The organism is Vibrio rarus, from assembly GCF_024347075.1.
Taxonomy (GTDB): Bacteria; Pseudomonadota; Gammaproteobacteria; order Enterobacterales; family Vibrionaceae; genus Vibrio; species Vibrio rarus.
Window position 1 is genome coordinate 536,742 of the sequence record NZ_AP024901.1, and the last position, 16,542, is coordinate 553,283.

Here is a 16,542-nt window from a genome sequence, read left to right on the forward strand (position 1 = left end):
ATATACACGGTGATCGCATGAACATCTCCGTCATTCAAGCCTTCCGAGTACTTTATGAAAGCCGTTTCATCCACGGGAAAATCACGAACATCCCCGTCAATAAAGGCTTGCCAGAACCTTCAAAAGGTACTCAGAATCCATCGCACACATCGCTCTTTTGTGCTTAATACTCGCTTTCAAAGTCGTTTCACTCTTCAGCATGTTCAAACACATCTGTCTGATCCTTGCAAAGTTCTCTGCACTTTCTTCTGCCCGTTTTCGGCACGCGTCTTCACCAAATGTCGTATCGAGAGACCAATGCATCGACTCGACCAACCAATGTGAACGCGTTGCATTTAACAATTCCTTAGCATTTAAATCTTTCGAGCTAATGTAGTATCTCACTGTGATTTCTGACTCTTTCGCCACTGTTTCCTCTTGTCTAACAGAAACGACGATACACATTGTTTTTAGCTCTGGCCAGTCAAACGCCAAATCACCTAAAACACTTAAATCCGTGTTCGTTAATGCCAACCTGGTTTCTTGTCTACCTCGGGATTTTTCTTGCGTGCTGTAAGAGTCGCCATCGTGTTTTTGGAGCATGTTCATATCGAAATAATTATCGAATGCTTGCTCCAAACGACCTTGATTTCCTTTTACCGCCAACAAATAATCTGCGTTTTTGTTTAGTATTTTTTGAGCGATTTTCTTTTGGCATCCCATAGCATCAATAGTGACCAAGCAGCCTGATATATCAAGCAGTTCGAGCAACTCTGGGATAGCAGTGATCTCGTTGGATTTTTCGTAAACTTTGTGTTGTCCGAGACTAACGCCATTTTCAGTCGCAAAAGCGTTCACCATGTGAATTGCGCCAAGACCGCGAGAGTCATCATAAGAGCCCCTGACAGTCTTACCATCAATGGCTATCACTTCACCTTTGGTTAACTCACAGCAATCTTTCATCCACTCAATGAAGCATTTTTGAAGTCGAGTCGCACTAATCATACCCATCGTTCTAGCTATCGTCGAAGTAGATGGTACACCATGACTAAAATCGCCAAATCGCTTCAAGAAATCCAACTTAGCCTCACCGTAAAGACTAATCGCCTTCCAGTCATCTTGACCAGAAAGCACAGCACAAATTGTTAACAGAATGATATCAGTTAACTTGTGCTCGACTTTGCCTTGTTGTCACGGAAAAATCACGAACATCCCCGTCAATAAAGGCTTGCCAGAACCTTCAAAAGGTACTCAGAATCCATCGCACACATCGCTCTTTTGTGCTTAATACTCGCTTTCAAAGTCGTTTCACTCTTCAGCATGTTTAAACACATCTGTCTGATCCTTGCAAAGTTCTCTGCACTTTCTTCTGCCCGTTTTCGGCACGCGTCTTCACCAAATGTCGTATCGAGAGACCAGTGCATCGACTCGACCAACCAATGTGAACGCGTTGCATTTAACAATTCCTTAGCATTTAAATCTTTCGAGCTAATGTAGTATCTCACTGTGATTTCTGACTCTTTCGCCACTGTTTCCTCTTGTCTAACAGAAACGACGATACCCATTGTTTTAAGCTCTGGCCAGTCAAACGCCAAATCACCTAAAACACTTAAATCCGTGTTCGTTAATGCCAACCTGGTTTCTTGTCTACCTCGGGATTTTTCTTGCGTGCTGTAAGAGTCGCCATCGTGTTTTTGGAGCATGTTCATATCGAAATAATTATCGAATGCTTGCTCCAAACGACCTTGATTTCCTTTTACCGCCAACAAATAATCTGCGTTTTTGTTTAGTATTTTTTGAGCGATTTTCTTTTGGCATCCCATAGCATCAATAGTGACCAAGCAGCCTGATATATCAAGCAGTTCGAGCAACTCTGGGATAGCAGTGATCTCGTTGGATTTTTCGTAAACTTTGTGTTGTCCGAGACTAACGCCATTTTCAGTCGCAAAAGCGTTCACCATGTGAATTGCGCCAAGACCACGAGAGTCATCATAAGAGCCCCTGACAGTCTTACCATCAATGGCGATCACTTCACCTTTGGTTAACTCACAGCAATCTTTCATCCACTCAATGAAGCATTTTTGAAGTCGAGTCGCACTAATCATACCCATCGTTCTAGCTATCGTCGAAGTAGATGGAACACCATGACTAAAATCGCCAAATCGCTTCAAGAAATCCAACTTAGCTTCACCGTAAAGACTAATCGCCTTCCAGTCATCTTGACCAGAAAGCACAGCACAAATTGTTAACAGAATGATATCAGTTAACTTGTGCTCGACTTTGCCTTGTTGTCGGTAATCTGGAATGACATCGAAATGCATAAATGGGTGCTGGTTACTCATTGTTGGACCTCCAATTTATCTATGGAGGTATTAGATAACACTGAAAATGATCTACAAATCGATCATCAGATCATTGATTGTTATGTGATAACGCTAACGAATGAAGTTCAAAAATTGTGAACTCAATACGTCACGAAGCCTTTAAACATGGGCATCTACATGATTTTTCCCTGGGACCTCCAATTTATCTATGGAGGTATTAGATAACACTGAAAATGATCTACAAATCGATCATCAGATCATTGATTGTTATGTGATAACGCTAACGAATGAAGTTCAAAAATTGTGAACTCAATACGTCACGAAGCCTTTAAACATGGGCATCTACATGATTTTTCCCTGGCCTTGTTGTCGGTAATCTGGAATGACATCGAAATGCATAAATGGGTGCTGGTTACTCATTGTTGGACCTCCAATTTATCTATGGAGGTATTAGATAACACTGAAAATGATCTACAAATCGATCATCAGATCATTGATTGTTATGTGATAACGCTAACTAGTGAAGTTCAAAAATTGAGAACTCAATACGTCACGAACCCTTTAAACATGGGCATGTTCGTGATTTTTCCCTGGGATTCTATCAACAAAACACCATTATCTGCTGCAAATGCTTCAATTTCTCCCCACGGAAAAATCACGAACATCCCCGTCAATAAAGGCTTGCCAGAACCTTCAAAACACGGAAAAATCACGAACATCCCCGTCAATAAAGGCTTGCCAGAACCTTCAAAAGGTACTCAGAATCCATCGCACACATCGCTCTTTTGTGCTTAATACTCGCTTTCAAAGTCGTTTCACTCTTCAGCATGTTTAAACACATCTGTCTGATCCTTGCAAAGTTCTCTGCACTTTCTTCTGCCCGTTTTCGGCACGCGTCTTCACCAAATGTCGTATCGAGAGACCAGTGCATCGACTCGACCAACCAATGTGAACGCGTTGCATTTAACAATTCCTTAGCATTTAAATCTTTCGAGCTAATGTAGTATCTCACTGTGATTTCTGACTCTTTCGCCACTGTTTCCTCTTGTCTAACAGAAACGACGATACCCATTGTTTTAAGCTCTGGCCAGTCAAACGCCAAATCACCTAAAACACTTAAATCCGTGTTCGTTAATGCCAACCTGGTTTCTTGTCTACCTCGGGATTTTTCTTGCGTGCTGTAAGAGTCGCCATCGTGTTTTTGGAGCATGTTCATATCGAAATAATTATCGAATGCTTGCTCCAAACGACCTTGATTTCCTTTTACCGCCAACAAATAATCTGCGTTTTTGTTTAGTATTTTTTGAGCGATTTTCTTTTGGCATCCCATAGCATCAATAGTGACCAAGCAGCCTGATATATCAAGCAGTTCGAGCAACTCTGGGATAGCAGTGATCTCGTTGGATTTTTCGTAAACTTTGTGTTGTCCGAGACTAACGCCATTTTCAGTCGCAAAAGCGTTCACCATGTGAATTGCGCCAAGACCACGAGAGTCATCATAAGAGCCCCTGACAGTCTTACCATCAATGGCGATCACTTCACCTTTGGTTAACTCACAGCAATCTTTCATCCACTCAATGAAGCATTTTTGAAGTCGAGTCGCACTAATCATACCCATCGTTCTAGCTATCGTCGAAGTAGATGGAACACCATGACTAAAATCGCCAAATCGCTTCAAGAAATCCAACTTAGCTTCACCGTAAAGACTAATCGCCTTCCAGTCATCTTGACCAGAAAGCACAGCACAAATTGTTAACAGAATGATATCAGTTAACTTGTGCTCGACTTTGCCTTGTTGTCGGTAATCTGGAATGACATCGAAATGCATAAATGGGTGCTGGTTACTCATTGTTGGACCTCCAATTTATCTATGGAGGTATTAGATAACACTGAAAATGATCTACAAATCGATCATCAGATCATTGATTGTTATGTGATAACGCTAACGAATGAAGTTCAAAAATTGTGAACTCAATACGTCACGAAGCCTTTAAACATGGGCATCTACATGATTTTTCCCTGACCTTCAAAAGGTACTCAGAATCCATCGCACACATCGCTCTTTTGTGCTTAATACTCGCTTTCAAAGTCGTTTCACTCTTCAGCATGTTCAAACACATCTGTCTGATCCTTGCAAAGTTCTCTGCACTTTCTTCTGCCCGTTTTCGGCACGCGTCTTCACCAAATGTCGTATCGAGAGACCAATGCATCGACTCGACCAACCAATGTGAACGCGTTGCATTTAACAATTCCTTAGCATTTAAATCTTTCGAGCTAATGTAGTATCTCACTGTGATTTCTGACTCTTTCGCCACTGTTTCCTCTTGTCTAACAGAAACGACGATACCCATTGTTTTTAGCTCTGGCCAGTCAAACGCCAAATCACCTAAAACACTTAAATCCGTGTTCGTTAATGCCAACCTGGTTTCTTGTCTACCTCGGGATTTTTCTTGCGTGCTGTAAGAGTCGCCATCGTGTTTTTGGAGCATGTTCATATCGAAATAATTATCGAATGCTTGCTCCAAACGACCTTGATTTCCTTTTACCGCCAACAAATAATCTGCGTTTTTGTTTAGTATTTTTTGAGCGATTTTCTTTTGGCATCCCATAGCATCAATAGTGACCAAGCAGCCTGATATATCAAGCAGTTCGAGCAACTCTGGAATAGCGGTGATCTCGTTGGATTTTTCGTAAACTTTGTGTTGTCCGAGACTAACGCCATTTTCAGTCGCAAAAGCGTTCACCATGTGAATTGCGCCAAGACCGCGAGAGTCATCATAAGAGCCCCTGACAGTCTTACCATCAATGGCTATCACTTCACCTTTGGTTAACTCACAGCAATCTTTCATCCACTCAATGAAGCATTTTTGAAGTCGAGTCGCACTAATCATACCCATCGTTCTAGCTATCGTCGAAGTAGATGGAACACCATGACTAAAATCGCCAAATCGCTTCAAGAAATCCAACTTAGCTTCACCGTAAAGACTAATCGCCTTCCAGTCATCTTGACCAGAAAGCACAGCACAAATTGTTAACAGAATGATATCAGTTAACTTGTGCTCGACTTTGCCTTGTTGTCGGTAATCTGGAATGACATCGAAATGCATAAATGGGTGCTGGTTACTCATTGTTGGACCTCCAATTTATCTATGGAGGTATTAGATAACACTGAAAATGATCTACAAATCGATCATCAGATCATTGATTGTTATGTGATAACGCTAACGAATGAAGTTCAAAAATTGTGAACTCAATACGTCACGAAGCCTTTAAACATGGGCATCTACATGATTTTTCCCTGAATTTCTCCCCTAGTTTTCACCTCAAACATTATAAGCTCACGCCAGTTCACCGCATCAAACTATTTTTTGTAATGTCATCCGGAAAATTTAAGAATCAGTGCGAAAATACCACTTGTTCGCCCTGAACCTAACAGCAAATGAGAGACATTCAACCACGCTACCGCCCTTGGGAAAGCCCCAATAAGCACTGAATATTAATGACAAATTTTACGTGATTATTCCACACAACCCGTTTAAGTGACACACTCCAAGCTCTAACTGAGTGATTTTCACTCTATTGGGTCGCCGAGTCATGTCTCCCCTTTTCAAAAAAGTATTTTAAATACCAATTAAAAACATAACCTTACGCCGTTTATTCTGACGCGTGTCAATAGTGGGTTAACAATAGCGCGCGATCAAAAGGTGCGTATGATCACATAATCAAAAGGTGGTGACTAGCCTTTAAAAACAAGAACAGAAATTCCACCAGCTCTTACTATATATCAATAACTTACATACACTGTAGCGTTGAAATAGGCAGAATTTCAAGCACCAAAGGTAAATAACCTTCTCCAGTTCAACTCTCTGTATGTTTTTTTTATTGATACTTTGTTATGACACCTGATAGTTTGTTGCATGTTATCGCATCATTTCTAATTGGCTAAGCATTTTACCTACGCCACACAACTCGCCATCACTTTCCTATCTGACTCCTGCCTGGTTGTGGACTCTCGCTTAAACAGAGGCAATGATAAGCAGCATCACAAAGCCTCCCTTACTTTGGCACATGAATAATTACCCAAACTATAATTTGCTGTGTGGTTAGTTTTTCTTGTTCAACAATGCCATCATACTTCTTCTACGTTTATACGTTTCTTTGATGCGACCTATCAGCATGGCATAACAACGCTCCCTCTCCTTAAAACCCGAACTTTCTTTCTCAATGCGCTTTATAAGTTCATTGGCCTCTACATAATCCTTATAGGTGGCGAGGTCGATGTGTTGTGAAATCATCAGAAAGTAACGGTCAAACACCCATTCTACATGTTCATTAATTACGGCTTCACACAACTCAAACATCACATCGTCAGGTCCATCACAGATGTCCGCTTGGTCTTTTGCTTGCTGTGCTTTGTCTAAATAGAGATAAAATAAGATCAACTGCGCGCTACTTTGCTTTTGTAACCAACGATTTTCTGCCCTATTGAAGACATCAAACAGATACCCTTCGCACCAGTCAACAAACTCGTTTCTGTCTTGTTCTAGTATTTGGCAGTATGGTTCAAGGGCGATAAAGGTGGCAAATGAGGGACGACCACTAAAAGCATCTAACACGCAATTCCACGCACGGACCCAATGTTGCAGTGCTATGCAGATGTCGATTTCCACACGCACACATTCAATTTGGTCGCAATGCTTATAAGCAAGGTTCTCGGCGTTTGTCAGCCAGCGTTTGGCTTCCCGTGCATCATTATGTGCCAAACAGATTTTCGCCATCTGTAAATAATCAGCGCTACGAGATGCAATAAACGATAAAATATGAACTTGTTCAGCCCAATCTTTTATTAGTGTCGCTTGTTTAAGTAACGGATCGGCAAGATGAATCGCAAGATCATGGCCAATTTCCTCTTGTTGCAATGCCTGTCTACAACGCTGTAAAAATAATTGGATAACAGTATTGAGTTCAGCACACTCAACGTCCCTTGGAATGGACATTAAGCTCTCTTGTTGAGTAAAACGGGCATATAACCAATCCACCTTTTGATTGTCATCCCAATCTAGGGTGACAAACAACGCTTTTTGCTGTTGCTGTAAATAATGAAACAATGGTTGCTGGAGGTTATGTGTGTCTTCTATATTTTGCAGCGCTTTAAAGAAACGCGTCTCGGCATACTCCACCACTTCCCATTGTTCATTCAACGGCATCCATTGCATTGCCTCTTGTACAGTGTGCATTTTCTCTAATGCCACACCAAAGTACTGGGCAACATGGGGAAAGTTCCATATGGAAACCCTTGGCAATGCATCATCAATCAACGGCTTTAATTCGCTCACAGACAAACGAGCCTGGCTTATGGTCATTTTCTGTACCCAACGACTGTACACATTAGGATCATGGGCAATCAATGAATAGGTGATCTTCGCCAGTTCAGCAACCGGAAACTCTGCAAGCCAAAGTTGCAGATCTTGACACGCCTGTTGCTTATCTCGCACTGTAATCACAGCCGCCACCCCATGTTGGCACACGCTGTGATAACGACTCTCAGCACAACTGCACACACAGTGAAAGTGGTGCTCACAATCTATGTGCACGGTATAGACCACATCATCCGCCACCTGTGCTCGTAATTCGAGATCCGTTTGGCTTTGTATGGTCACTTTATATTGATTGGCCAGTGCTTGGCCTTGCTCAAAGAAGGTCTTACCGGCTAAGGATTCAAGTTGTGGGTCGTCGATCATGACATTCATTGCAGAGGTATGGATTGAGGCGCATATTATGCAGTGACACACGCCGTCTTTCACTCTCCCTTGCGTTAGCAAGTGTTACAGAAACTCTTGTTTTCATTCCTTATAACTTTCAAAGTAATGATACCAATCGTACTAAACCACGGGGCGTTCTAGCTTGTTAACATACCCCATAACTTCGTTAGAATTTTTGATTGTAGAATAATGACTTATCGAAGAATTCTGCCTTGTTTTCGAGCATTTTCCTGCGCTATTTCTGATCACTTACTTGGTGTGATAATTGGCTTAGCTTAAAACGAAAAAAACCAATAACAGCAAATGCCATTATTGGTTTTTTCATTTCTTATTGCATCAGCACGGTATTAACCGTGCTGCATCATTATGAGGTAGGTTGTTCTTCACTTGGCAGGTTTTGTGTTTTTTTCCACTTTCTTACAATTTTTGCCATTTGAAACGAGTGCGTCATCCAATAAGTGTGACATAAGAAGCACAGCACAATCGTATAAAACATAATATACTCAGGCACATTGGCGTACTCAGCTAACAAGCCAATAGTAGAATATATAATCTGCACAAGACAAATCACTACCAGCGACTCTCTTGGTGTAAAACCAATGCGCTGCATAATGTGATGAAAATGTTCACGATCAGGATGGAATGGTGAATGCCCTTTACGGATGCGGCGGATCATGATCGCCATCATATCAATCAAAGGCACTGCAATAAGCCAAAGTGCTGTTACTGGCCTAATGACATATTGGCCATGTTGCGCCTCTTGGGTACCACCGATTAAAATCCAAATCACAGTAAAGCCAATCATCATGCTACCCGCATCACCCATAAATACTTTACGTACCTTGCCAAAGTATCCGAGGTTAAACAAAACAAAAGGAATGATGATCACAATCAGCACTAAAGTAAAATAAGCCGCCTGCATTAAGTCGTGCGCACAAAACACAATCCCTAATGAAGCAAACACCACAATGGTCAATCCACCCAGTAAACCATCGATGCCGTCCACCATATTAAAGGCATTAATCGCTCCAATCACGGCAAACAAGGTCACTACTGTATCCACGTATTTCGGGAACTCCCAAACACCAAACCCTAATGCATTACCAATATGGGTAAGTGTCAGTCCTGTGTAGTGGGTCATAATTAAAGTGAGAACAGCTTGAATGCCCATACGCAGTTTATAACTGATATCAAAACGGTCATCGGCCACACCAATGAGTACCAGCACAGACAAACACGCCGCAAAAAGTTCCGCATTAAAGATGTGATTTCTGTTCACGTACAAAAAGTACATGACCGTAATACAAATGGAGATCCCCCCTACCAGTGGTACACTCCCCTGATGCAATTTTCGTGCATTAGGTTTATCTACTAGACCGATTGCGTAGCCCACTTTTCGCATGCAGTACAGCACGGCAAGTGATAAGAAGAAAAACATCGATAATTCAATAAAATAATCAAAAAGGGACATGAATTGAAGCCTGTGCAAATAACAAATATAAGGTAAGTGACACGAACGCTTTTACGTACAACATAATAAAAAACAGACATTTGGGGCGCACAAGTTAACACACCAATATGACAGTAATGGGTCATTTCTCTATTTATTGTTCATTAGAACGAATAAGAAAATCATCCCCTACCGTTGGCGTGGTAAACAAGAAAGGCGTCAATCTTGTTTGACTGATGGAATGTTTAAAACCTAGGTACATTTCATAAAAAATCGCCCATCCATGTGAAGATCTCATCGACTTTCATCTCAAGATTCGCAACGACGCGAATAAGTGTTGCGTGGTGATTTGCAGTTATAAAAAGCAGGTACGGTTGAGGTCAAACATCCATATTATGTATCACTTGTCCTACAATACCACCGCCATTTATAAAGTCATACAATATATTTAAATAATCATAGCTTTTTATAAAATCAACCTACTTCATCACAGTTATGAATACTCGAATATCATTAATTTGCACCGCCTTATGCACTCATGAGAATAAAGATTCTTTTTAGATAGAGCGAACATGAGAGACAATTATTAACGGAGTCACTATTTACAGAGCGAGTGGTAAGTTCAATCAATGAACACGTTCTTTCAACCGTAGCCAAAGCATTTGTCAGCTTCCTACAAGACAGTTGTCACCCATAGTGGCATTAAGTGGATAAGTGAAAGCATCTTGTTATTACTACAAAATTGCAGAGCGCCAATGCACTTGACCCCATTGAAGGTGAAAGGCACGTGTTAGGCCTGTATCACCCCCTCAAAAAAGCCCTTATGGATGAGAATGATGCAGATAGAGGATGTTTGTGAATCGTTTAAGGTGGAAGTATAACCATTCATGGTGCCTTTTATACTTTATCAACCCACATAAAATAACAAAAAAACCACTCCTAAATCCATAGGAGTGGCGTCTAAATTCTGACTAAGTCATTAAAAGTAAAAGGTTAACTTAACAAATATTCAAGGGATTTGAGTTGACATATTTTAAGCCTAAACGCTTTTTAGTTTACACATCATGCGCTCTCAGCTTCTTTAACTGGCGCTGGGTTACGGATTAGGTGATCAAATGCGCCCAAACTTGCTTTCGCCCCTTCACCCATCGCAATGATGATCTGTTTGTAAGGTACGGTTGTTACATCACCCGCAGCGAACACCCCTTTCATTGATGTTGCGCCATGAGCGTTAATTTCTATTTCACCGCGTGGTGACAGCTCAACTTTTGACCCCTTCAACCACTCACTGTTGGGCATTAGGCCAATCTGAACAAAGATCCCCGCCAGTTCAATCTGTTTCAGTTCATCCGTATTGCGATCTTTGTATTCCAGACCCGTAACACGGTTGCCGTCGCCGAGCACTTGCGTTGTTTGTGCCATCTTGATGATTTCGATGTTTGCCGTCGCGTTCGCTTTGTCGATAAGCACTTGGTCTGCGCGCAGTGTATCGGCAAACTCCAGTACTGTTACGTGCTCCACGATGCCGGCCAAGTCGATCGCTGCTTCAATACCTGAGTTACCGCCCCCAATTACCGCTGCTTTCTGCCCTTTAAATAAAGGACCGTCACAGTGTGGGCAATAAGCAACCCCTTTATTGCGGTACTCTTGCTCACCCGGCACGTTCATTTCACGCCAGCGAGCACCTGTACTGGTAATGACAGTGCGAGATCGCAATGTTGCGCCGCTCTCTAACTCAACATGAATGTAACCGTCTTCTGTGTCGTCGGCTGCGATGATGTTCGCTGCGCGCTGCTCTGTCATGATATCAACGCCGTACTCTTTTACGTGCTCTTCAAGACTTGCCACTAACTTAGGACCCGTGGTTTCTTTCACTGAGATAAAGTTCTCAATGGCCATGGTATCCATAACCTGCCCACCAAATCGCTCAGCAACCACCCCCGTGCGAATGCCTTTACGTGCAGCATAAATTGCCGCTGAAGATCCCGCAGGGCCACCGCCAACAACCAAAACATCAAACGGTGCTTGTTGGTTGAGGTTCGCCGCTTTCTTTTCTGCAGCGCCCAAATCAACCTTGTTCAAAATCTCAGCCAGTGACATACGGCCTTGCCCAAATAGCTCACCGTTAATGAACACGCTTGGCACGGCCATGATGTCACGAGACTTCACTTCATCTTGAAATGCTGCGCCATCAATCATGGTTGTCTTAATCAGCGGGTTAATGGCGGACATCATGTTAAACGCCTGAACCACTTCTGGACAGTTTTGGCACGATAGTGAGATGAAAATCTCTACATTAAGCGGTTGATCTAATTCTTTAATTTGCTCAATTACGTCAGCTTCAAGCTTGATAGGGTGACCACCACTATGCAGCAGTGCAAGTACCAGTGACGTGAATTCGTGACCCATGGGTAAACCAGCAAAGCCAATCGCAGTGCCTTTATCTTGGTTCACCACCTGCATGATAGGGTGGCGAGTGCTTGCGTTATCATCACGAGTGACTTCAATTTTATCGCTGAGAGAGGCGATATCCTTCGCTAAGTCTTGAAGTTTGTGTGCGGTATCGCTGTCATCCAGACTCAACACTAACTGAACTTGGGTTTTTAGGTTTTCTAGGTATGCTTTTAGCTGCTGCTTCATTGCTTGATCTAACATAATCGTGCCTGCTCTTAAATTCTGTGCTTGGGTATTAACCCATACCTTCTTGCTGAAAAAGGAAAATAAAAAGGGGGCGCAAGTCGGCAAATATTGTGATGTATATGGTTTGAAAGGGTGGCGCGCAACGACCCTTTAGGAGGGAGGCCGAAGCGCGCCTGTAGAAACATTTAACGGTTCTTTTTAGCGACTCTTATTTCGCTAGGCTTAAATTAAATCTTGCCTACTAGGTCTAGAGAAGGTGCTAGAGTCTCTTCCCCTTCTTTCCATTTAGCTGGGCAAACTTCACCTGGGTTAGCGGCTACGTATTGTGCAGCTTTCACCTTACGTAGAAGGTCTTCAGCGTCACGACCGATGCCTTCAGCTGTAATTTCCATTGCTTGGATAACGCCTTCAGGGTCGATTAGGAACGTAGCGCGGTCTGCTAGGCCTTGACCTTCACGCATCACGTTAAAGTTGTTTGTGATGTTGCCTGTTTGGTCGCCTACCATGAAGTATTCAATAGTGCCGATTTTGTCAGAAGTATCGTGCCACGCTTTGTGAGAGAAGTGAGTGTCAGTTGATACTGAGTAAACTTCTACGCCGCGAGATTGAAGCTCTGCGTATTGGTCTTGCAGGTCAACCAGTTCCGTTGGGCATACAAATGTGAAGTCTGCAGGGTAGAAGAAGAATACCGCCCACTTGCCTTTAACGTCTTGCTCAGTAATGTCTACGAATTCGCCGTTTTTGAATGCTGTTGCGCTAAATGGTTTAATTTCTGTGTTGATCATGCTTTGACTCTCTTTCTAATTTGTTGTGTATGACGCTATCCCGCGTCGATGGAGATATATTGCATTCACACCGAAAATTAGTGAAGTTGGATATTTCTATAGATTCAATAGGTAGTTCCTATCTTTGAAAAAGCAAAACGATAAATAATATCAATCACAGTCATTAAGTAGTCAGAAATAGCGCAGGGAAATAGAATCCTCCGAGGTAAAGGTCATCGCAACTCTTACCTAACTCTGGATTTTCGGCGAGCATCTGAAATCCAGATAACAGCCTCTCCTTATAAATCTGCCACTGCTCTTCAGACAAGTTATTGCTGGTGTACCTTTTGATTTTGTACAAATGAAACGGCGCTAATTTGCTCAATTTGTAGTGTCTTTTGGCATTGTTTAATTACAAGTCCTTTAAGAAACGTTCACCCTTCATGAGCTGAGGTATGTTGGTTTTTCCATTATTCGAAACTTAACCAGGCCACCGTAAAATAAAACCCAACGATGGAATGAAAAATGCCATGCGTTGGGAGTCACTTTAAGGAAGTAGGCCGTCACCTCAGTCTATTGACAATGATTTTTCGATATCGCAGATCCTTGCCATAAGTACTAAAGGATCAAATGTCGATTCTTTAAAGCCAAATTTCTTGTAGAACATTTGCGCACCACTATCAATAGCATGGACTAAGATTCCTGCCCCACCGACAGCGTTCATTGCTTGTACTGATCGAATGATACAATCTTTTAAAAGACCCGCTGCAATGCCTTGACCTTGATAGGCATTATCTACCCCAAGCCGGGCTAGAATCACCATGGGAATGGGATCAGGGCTATTTCTCCGTAGTGAACTAAATGCTTGCTCTCTGGAAACAGAGCCAATGGCAATGGCATAATACCCAACAACTTGATGGGTATCAGTGTTATTGACAGCATACACCCTCGCGGTTCCCCGCTTTTGATTCTTTAAAGCCTGTTTTCTTAACCAAATATCGAGTTCTTCGATGCCACATTGAAAGGCACTAATCTTGTGATCATTAGTGAGCAGGGTTGGTGCACTTATTCCCAAGGCGATTTCCTTTTAAACAGGTCTTTAATGCCTTCAAGAGTCTGTGGTTCTGCGCTAAGTTCGTTATCGAATGCTTCAAAAGCCTTTGCTTCAAGAACAAAATCCCGATGTTCTGCCAGTACGCTATGGGCTTCATTGAGAGCGGCTTGTTGAATGAACACGGTTCTATCGACTTTTTTTAAACTTGCAGCGGCATCGATAATGTCTCTTACCGATGGTAATACTCGCATGTTGATTGGCGCTGTTTTTGTTGCCATGGCACCATCCTCTGTATATCTATTTAATATACAGTCTATACGGCTCTTGTGTGTAGTCAATAGATATACATTATCTTTTTGGATCTGCGATACGAAAAATCGGTTGTAGTTGGTAGGATTATGATCGTAGCTTGTATGTGACTTTATATGTACTGGTTCATACTTAGTCTGACAAAATCAGTGGTTCGATTTGACCTGATCACACAATCATACATAACCACTAAACTCACATTCGGACAAAAGTGATTCAATGACTTTGCTAATTTAGTAGTGGTAACGAAATTATTGTAATGGCTTGATCATCGACTGCGTAAACAAGTCTATTAGTGTCGTCAATGCGGCGAGACCAAAACGCTATAAATTCTCTTTTAACTGCTCTGGTTTACCAATACAGATAGTCACTCCAAGCCTCATCAGTCGACGATAGTAAACGTTGACTGCTACTCATCTATTAACTCTCGAGCGGTTGTTTTACCAGCACGGTACTGTGCTATTGATCGGTTTAGGTGCTCAACATTTTTGGGAGAGCGTAGTAAGAGCACTGTCTCCATTAGACTGTGTAGTAGTCTAATGACATAACCACAGCATCTTCAGAGTCGCGGCGTGTAATGACTGTTGTGTCTGCCTAAATCTTCTTAACTATTTTCTCAGTATTCTCAAAAATTGAATTAGCGATATGCTCAGGAAAGTCTTCAGGCAATGCAGCACTGACTTGTAACATTGCCTTAGGCAAAGCACCTTTCATTTCATCAATTACCTCTTGCATAGTGTCTTGGCTAAAGTTTACAACTTTAGCTGTGTCTAAAAAGTGGCGAGGTAGGATTTTACAGATTTCATACTTCTTGCCTTTAGTTGCCTTCAATCCCATCGCCAGCTTTAACTTTCTGATATTGAGCCCTTTCCCCCCCAGTAGTGGGTAAGCTGACAAAATATCGTAGAATGGAGTAAGTCTATAGCTTCCTCCCCTATCAATATAGATAGAAAAGTTCTTAGCATGCCCATCTGTCGCTCCAATGAGCCATTGAAAGACTTGAAACCTCATGAAGTTATATCGATCTTCTATCGCATTGCTTGATCCCATTAACAACTCCATTATCTGTGCTATCTCTGGACCGCCTTGAGATTCGTACTTAATCGACGATGGCATACCAAATACTTGGCACATATCTTCTTGAGGCAAGCGTAGTAATCCTGCTCTGTCTTTTGTCCAGCGCCTGTCAAAACGCTCTACCGCTAAAGCTTTGATGCTGCCAGTTTTGATTATATGAACGTTGGGAACTGCGAAACCAAGAGCTCTAGCTAGCTCAATGCAAAGGTACTCGTTTTCTACGCTATCCTTGAGATCGAGGGTCGCGTTCGCTTGCTGGATCTCTCCAATAGGCAGTTTGATTATGTGGGTCGTCGGCGTGTGACCTTTCGGTATACACCATTGCCCATCAACGAATAGTAGAGCCGTTTTCTCTTGAGCACCTGCGACTGAGATTCTAAAGTCTTCCTCTTCTTCAAGCATACCGAGTGGAATATCAGACTTGTATGCAGAAAGAACCGATTCTAGTTTTTTTTCATTCAGAACTTCGTAGCTAAGTGGCTCTTTTTTATAAAGAACTTCTGGAGGAAGTAAAGCAATTGCACCAACACTGTCTTTTCCTATTTCTTTCAGGAGATCAAAGGGTTGTTTGGATGGTGCTTTGTACCTAGCAACGATTCTATCTCTGACTTGAGGACTGTCTGGCAAGAGATTGTCAAAATAGTTTATAACTGCATCGGAAGTGATGGCTGGTAATTGAAGTTTTAAAGACAATGAGATTGGCCGAGTCACCGCATTGGTCAACCAGTTTTTATCATATTGAAAACTGTGCGCACCATTCTTTTGTTTCTCTAGAGTGCCAACAAGTTCACCATTCATGTATGCGGTTAGCTTCTGCATTACCAATTATCATCATTTTCATTTAACGGAGCTACCTGTGATCTTTCTTGGATACTCAATGTGAGATCCATTGCCTGGGCAAGTTTAAAGAAGGTAGAAAGAGTTGTTTTGTTAGGGTTGTTTTCGAAGTTCGAGATCGTCGCTTGCTTGATACCCACTGTTTTTGCTAGTTCTGATTGTGTCCATCCATTCTTCTGGCGTATCAGTAGCATCATATCTGCTAATTGTTTTGGGCTATATATCATTTGTTCCAGCTTTCCATAGAGTTAAGGCACACCTTCAAGATATTTAATTATCCCTTAGTGGGGATAGCTGAAATTATATCCCCACTAGAGGATAAAGTCCATATTATCCCCACTAAAGG

At 42.1% G+C, this 16,542-nt stretch carries 12 protein-coding genes and 4 pseudogenes; all 16 read right to left on the reverse strand.

What is annotated here, in order from left to right; genetic code table 11:
- Nucleotides 1-96: 96 nt before the first annotated feature.
- Nucleotides 97-1,170, reverse strand: a pseudogene (locus tag OCU56_RS15410) (ISAs1 family transposase); the annotation flags it as partial.
- Between the two features lie 26 nt (nt 1,171-1,196).
- Nucleotides 1,197-2,321 (reverse strand): ISAs1 family transposase, encoded by a 1,125-nt coding sequence (locus tag OCU56_RS15415; protein WP_261874852.1) that lies wholly within the window; start codon nt 2,319-2,321, stop codon nt 1,197-1,199.
- A 706-nt stretch (nt 2,322-3,027) separates the two neighbouring features.
- A complete protein-coding gene (locus OCU56_RS15420) occupies nt 3,028-4,152 on the reverse strand; it encodes an ISAs1 family transposase (RefSeq protein ID WP_261874852.1) in 1,125 nt (374 codons plus the stop codon).
- Nucleotides 4,153-4,282: 130 nt separating this feature from the next.
- Entirely contained in the window at nt 4,283-5,431 is a 1,149-nt protein-coding gene (locus OCU56_RS15425) for an ISAs1 family transposase (RefSeq protein ID WP_261874853.1), read from the reverse strand.
- Nucleotides 5,432-6,406: 975 nt separating this feature from the next.
- Complete coding sequence (locus OCU56_RS15430) at nt 6,407-8,044, reverse strand: hypothetical protein (RefSeq protein WP_261874854.1); 1,638 nt, start codon at nt 8,042-8,044, stop codon at nt 6,407-6,409.
- 385 nt (nt 8,045-8,429) lie between these two features.
- Nucleotides 8,430-9,536: a UDP-N-acetylglucosamine--undecaprenyl-phosphate N-acetylglucosaminephosphotransferase gene (wecA, locus tag OCU56_RS15435; protein WP_261874855.1), complete on the reverse strand. Its 1,107-nt coding sequence runs from the start codon at nt 9,534-9,536 to the stop codon at nt 8,430-8,432.
- A 133-nt stretch (nt 9,537-9,669) separates the two neighbouring features.
- On the reverse strand, nt 9,670-9,813 hold the full coding sequence (locus OCU56_RS15440) for a hypothetical protein (protein ID WP_261874856.1): 144 nt from the start codon (nt 9,811-9,813) through the stop codon (nt 9,670-9,672).
- Nucleotides 9,814-10,577: 764 nt separating this feature from the next.
- Complete coding sequence (gene ahpF / locus OCU56_RS15445; RefSeq protein ID WP_261874857.1) at nt 10,578-12,170, reverse strand: alkyl hydroperoxide reductase subunit F; 1,593 nt, start codon at nt 12,168-12,170, stop codon at nt 10,578-10,580.
- 212 nt (nt 12,171-12,382) lie between these two features.
- Nucleotides 12,383-12,940: an alkyl hydroperoxide reductase subunit C gene (gene ahpC, locus OCU56_RS15450; protein ID WP_261874858.1), complete on the reverse strand. Its 558-nt coding sequence runs from the start codon at nt 12,938-12,940 to the stop codon at nt 12,383-12,385.
- Nucleotides 12,941-13,124: 184 nt separating this feature from the next.
- Nucleotides 13,125-13,304: pseudogene (locus OCU56_RS15455) on the reverse strand (type II toxin-antitoxin system RelE/ParE family toxin); the annotation flags it as partial.
- 183 nt (nt 13,305-13,487) lie between these two features.
- Nucleotides 13,488-13,994, reverse strand: a complete 507-nt coding sequence (locus OCU56_RS15460) for a GNAT family N-acetyltransferase (protein ID WP_261874859.1) — start codon at nt 13,992-13,994, stop codon at nt 13,488-13,490.
- Nucleotides 13,985-14,251: a type II toxin-antitoxin system TacA family antitoxin gene (locus OCU56_RS15465; protein WP_261874860.1), complete on the reverse strand. Its 267-nt coding sequence runs from the start codon at nt 14,249-14,251 to the stop codon at nt 13,985-13,987. The genes OCU56_RS15460 and OCU56_RS15465 overlap by 10 nt, the downstream gene beginning before the upstream one ends.
- A 259-nt stretch (nt 14,252-14,510) precedes the next feature.
- Nucleotides 14,511-14,699 (reverse strand): annotated as a pseudogene (locus OCU56_RS15470) (type II toxin-antitoxin system YoeB family toxin).
- Nucleotides 14,692-14,861: pseudogene (locus OCU56_RS15475) on the reverse strand (type II toxin-antitoxin system Phd/YefM family antitoxin). Before OCU56_RS15475 ends, OCU56_RS15470 begins: the two co-directional pseudogenes overlap by 8 nt.
- 15 nt (nt 14,862-14,876) lie before the next feature.
- The gene (locus tag OCU56_RS15480) at nt 14,877-16,178 is read right to left on the reverse strand and encodes a type II toxin-antitoxin system HipA family toxin (protein ID WP_261874861.1); all 1,302 of its coding nucleotides are present in this window, start codon (nt 16,176-16,178) and stop codon (nt 14,877-14,879) included.
- Entirely contained in the window at nt 16,178-16,423 is a 246-nt protein-coding gene (gene hipB, locus OCU56_RS15485; RefSeq protein ID WP_261874862.1) for a type II toxin-antitoxin system antitoxin HipB, read from the reverse strand. Before hipB ends, OCU56_RS15480 begins: the two co-directional genes overlap by 1 nt.
- Nucleotides 16,424-16,542 lie beyond the last annotated feature (119 nt).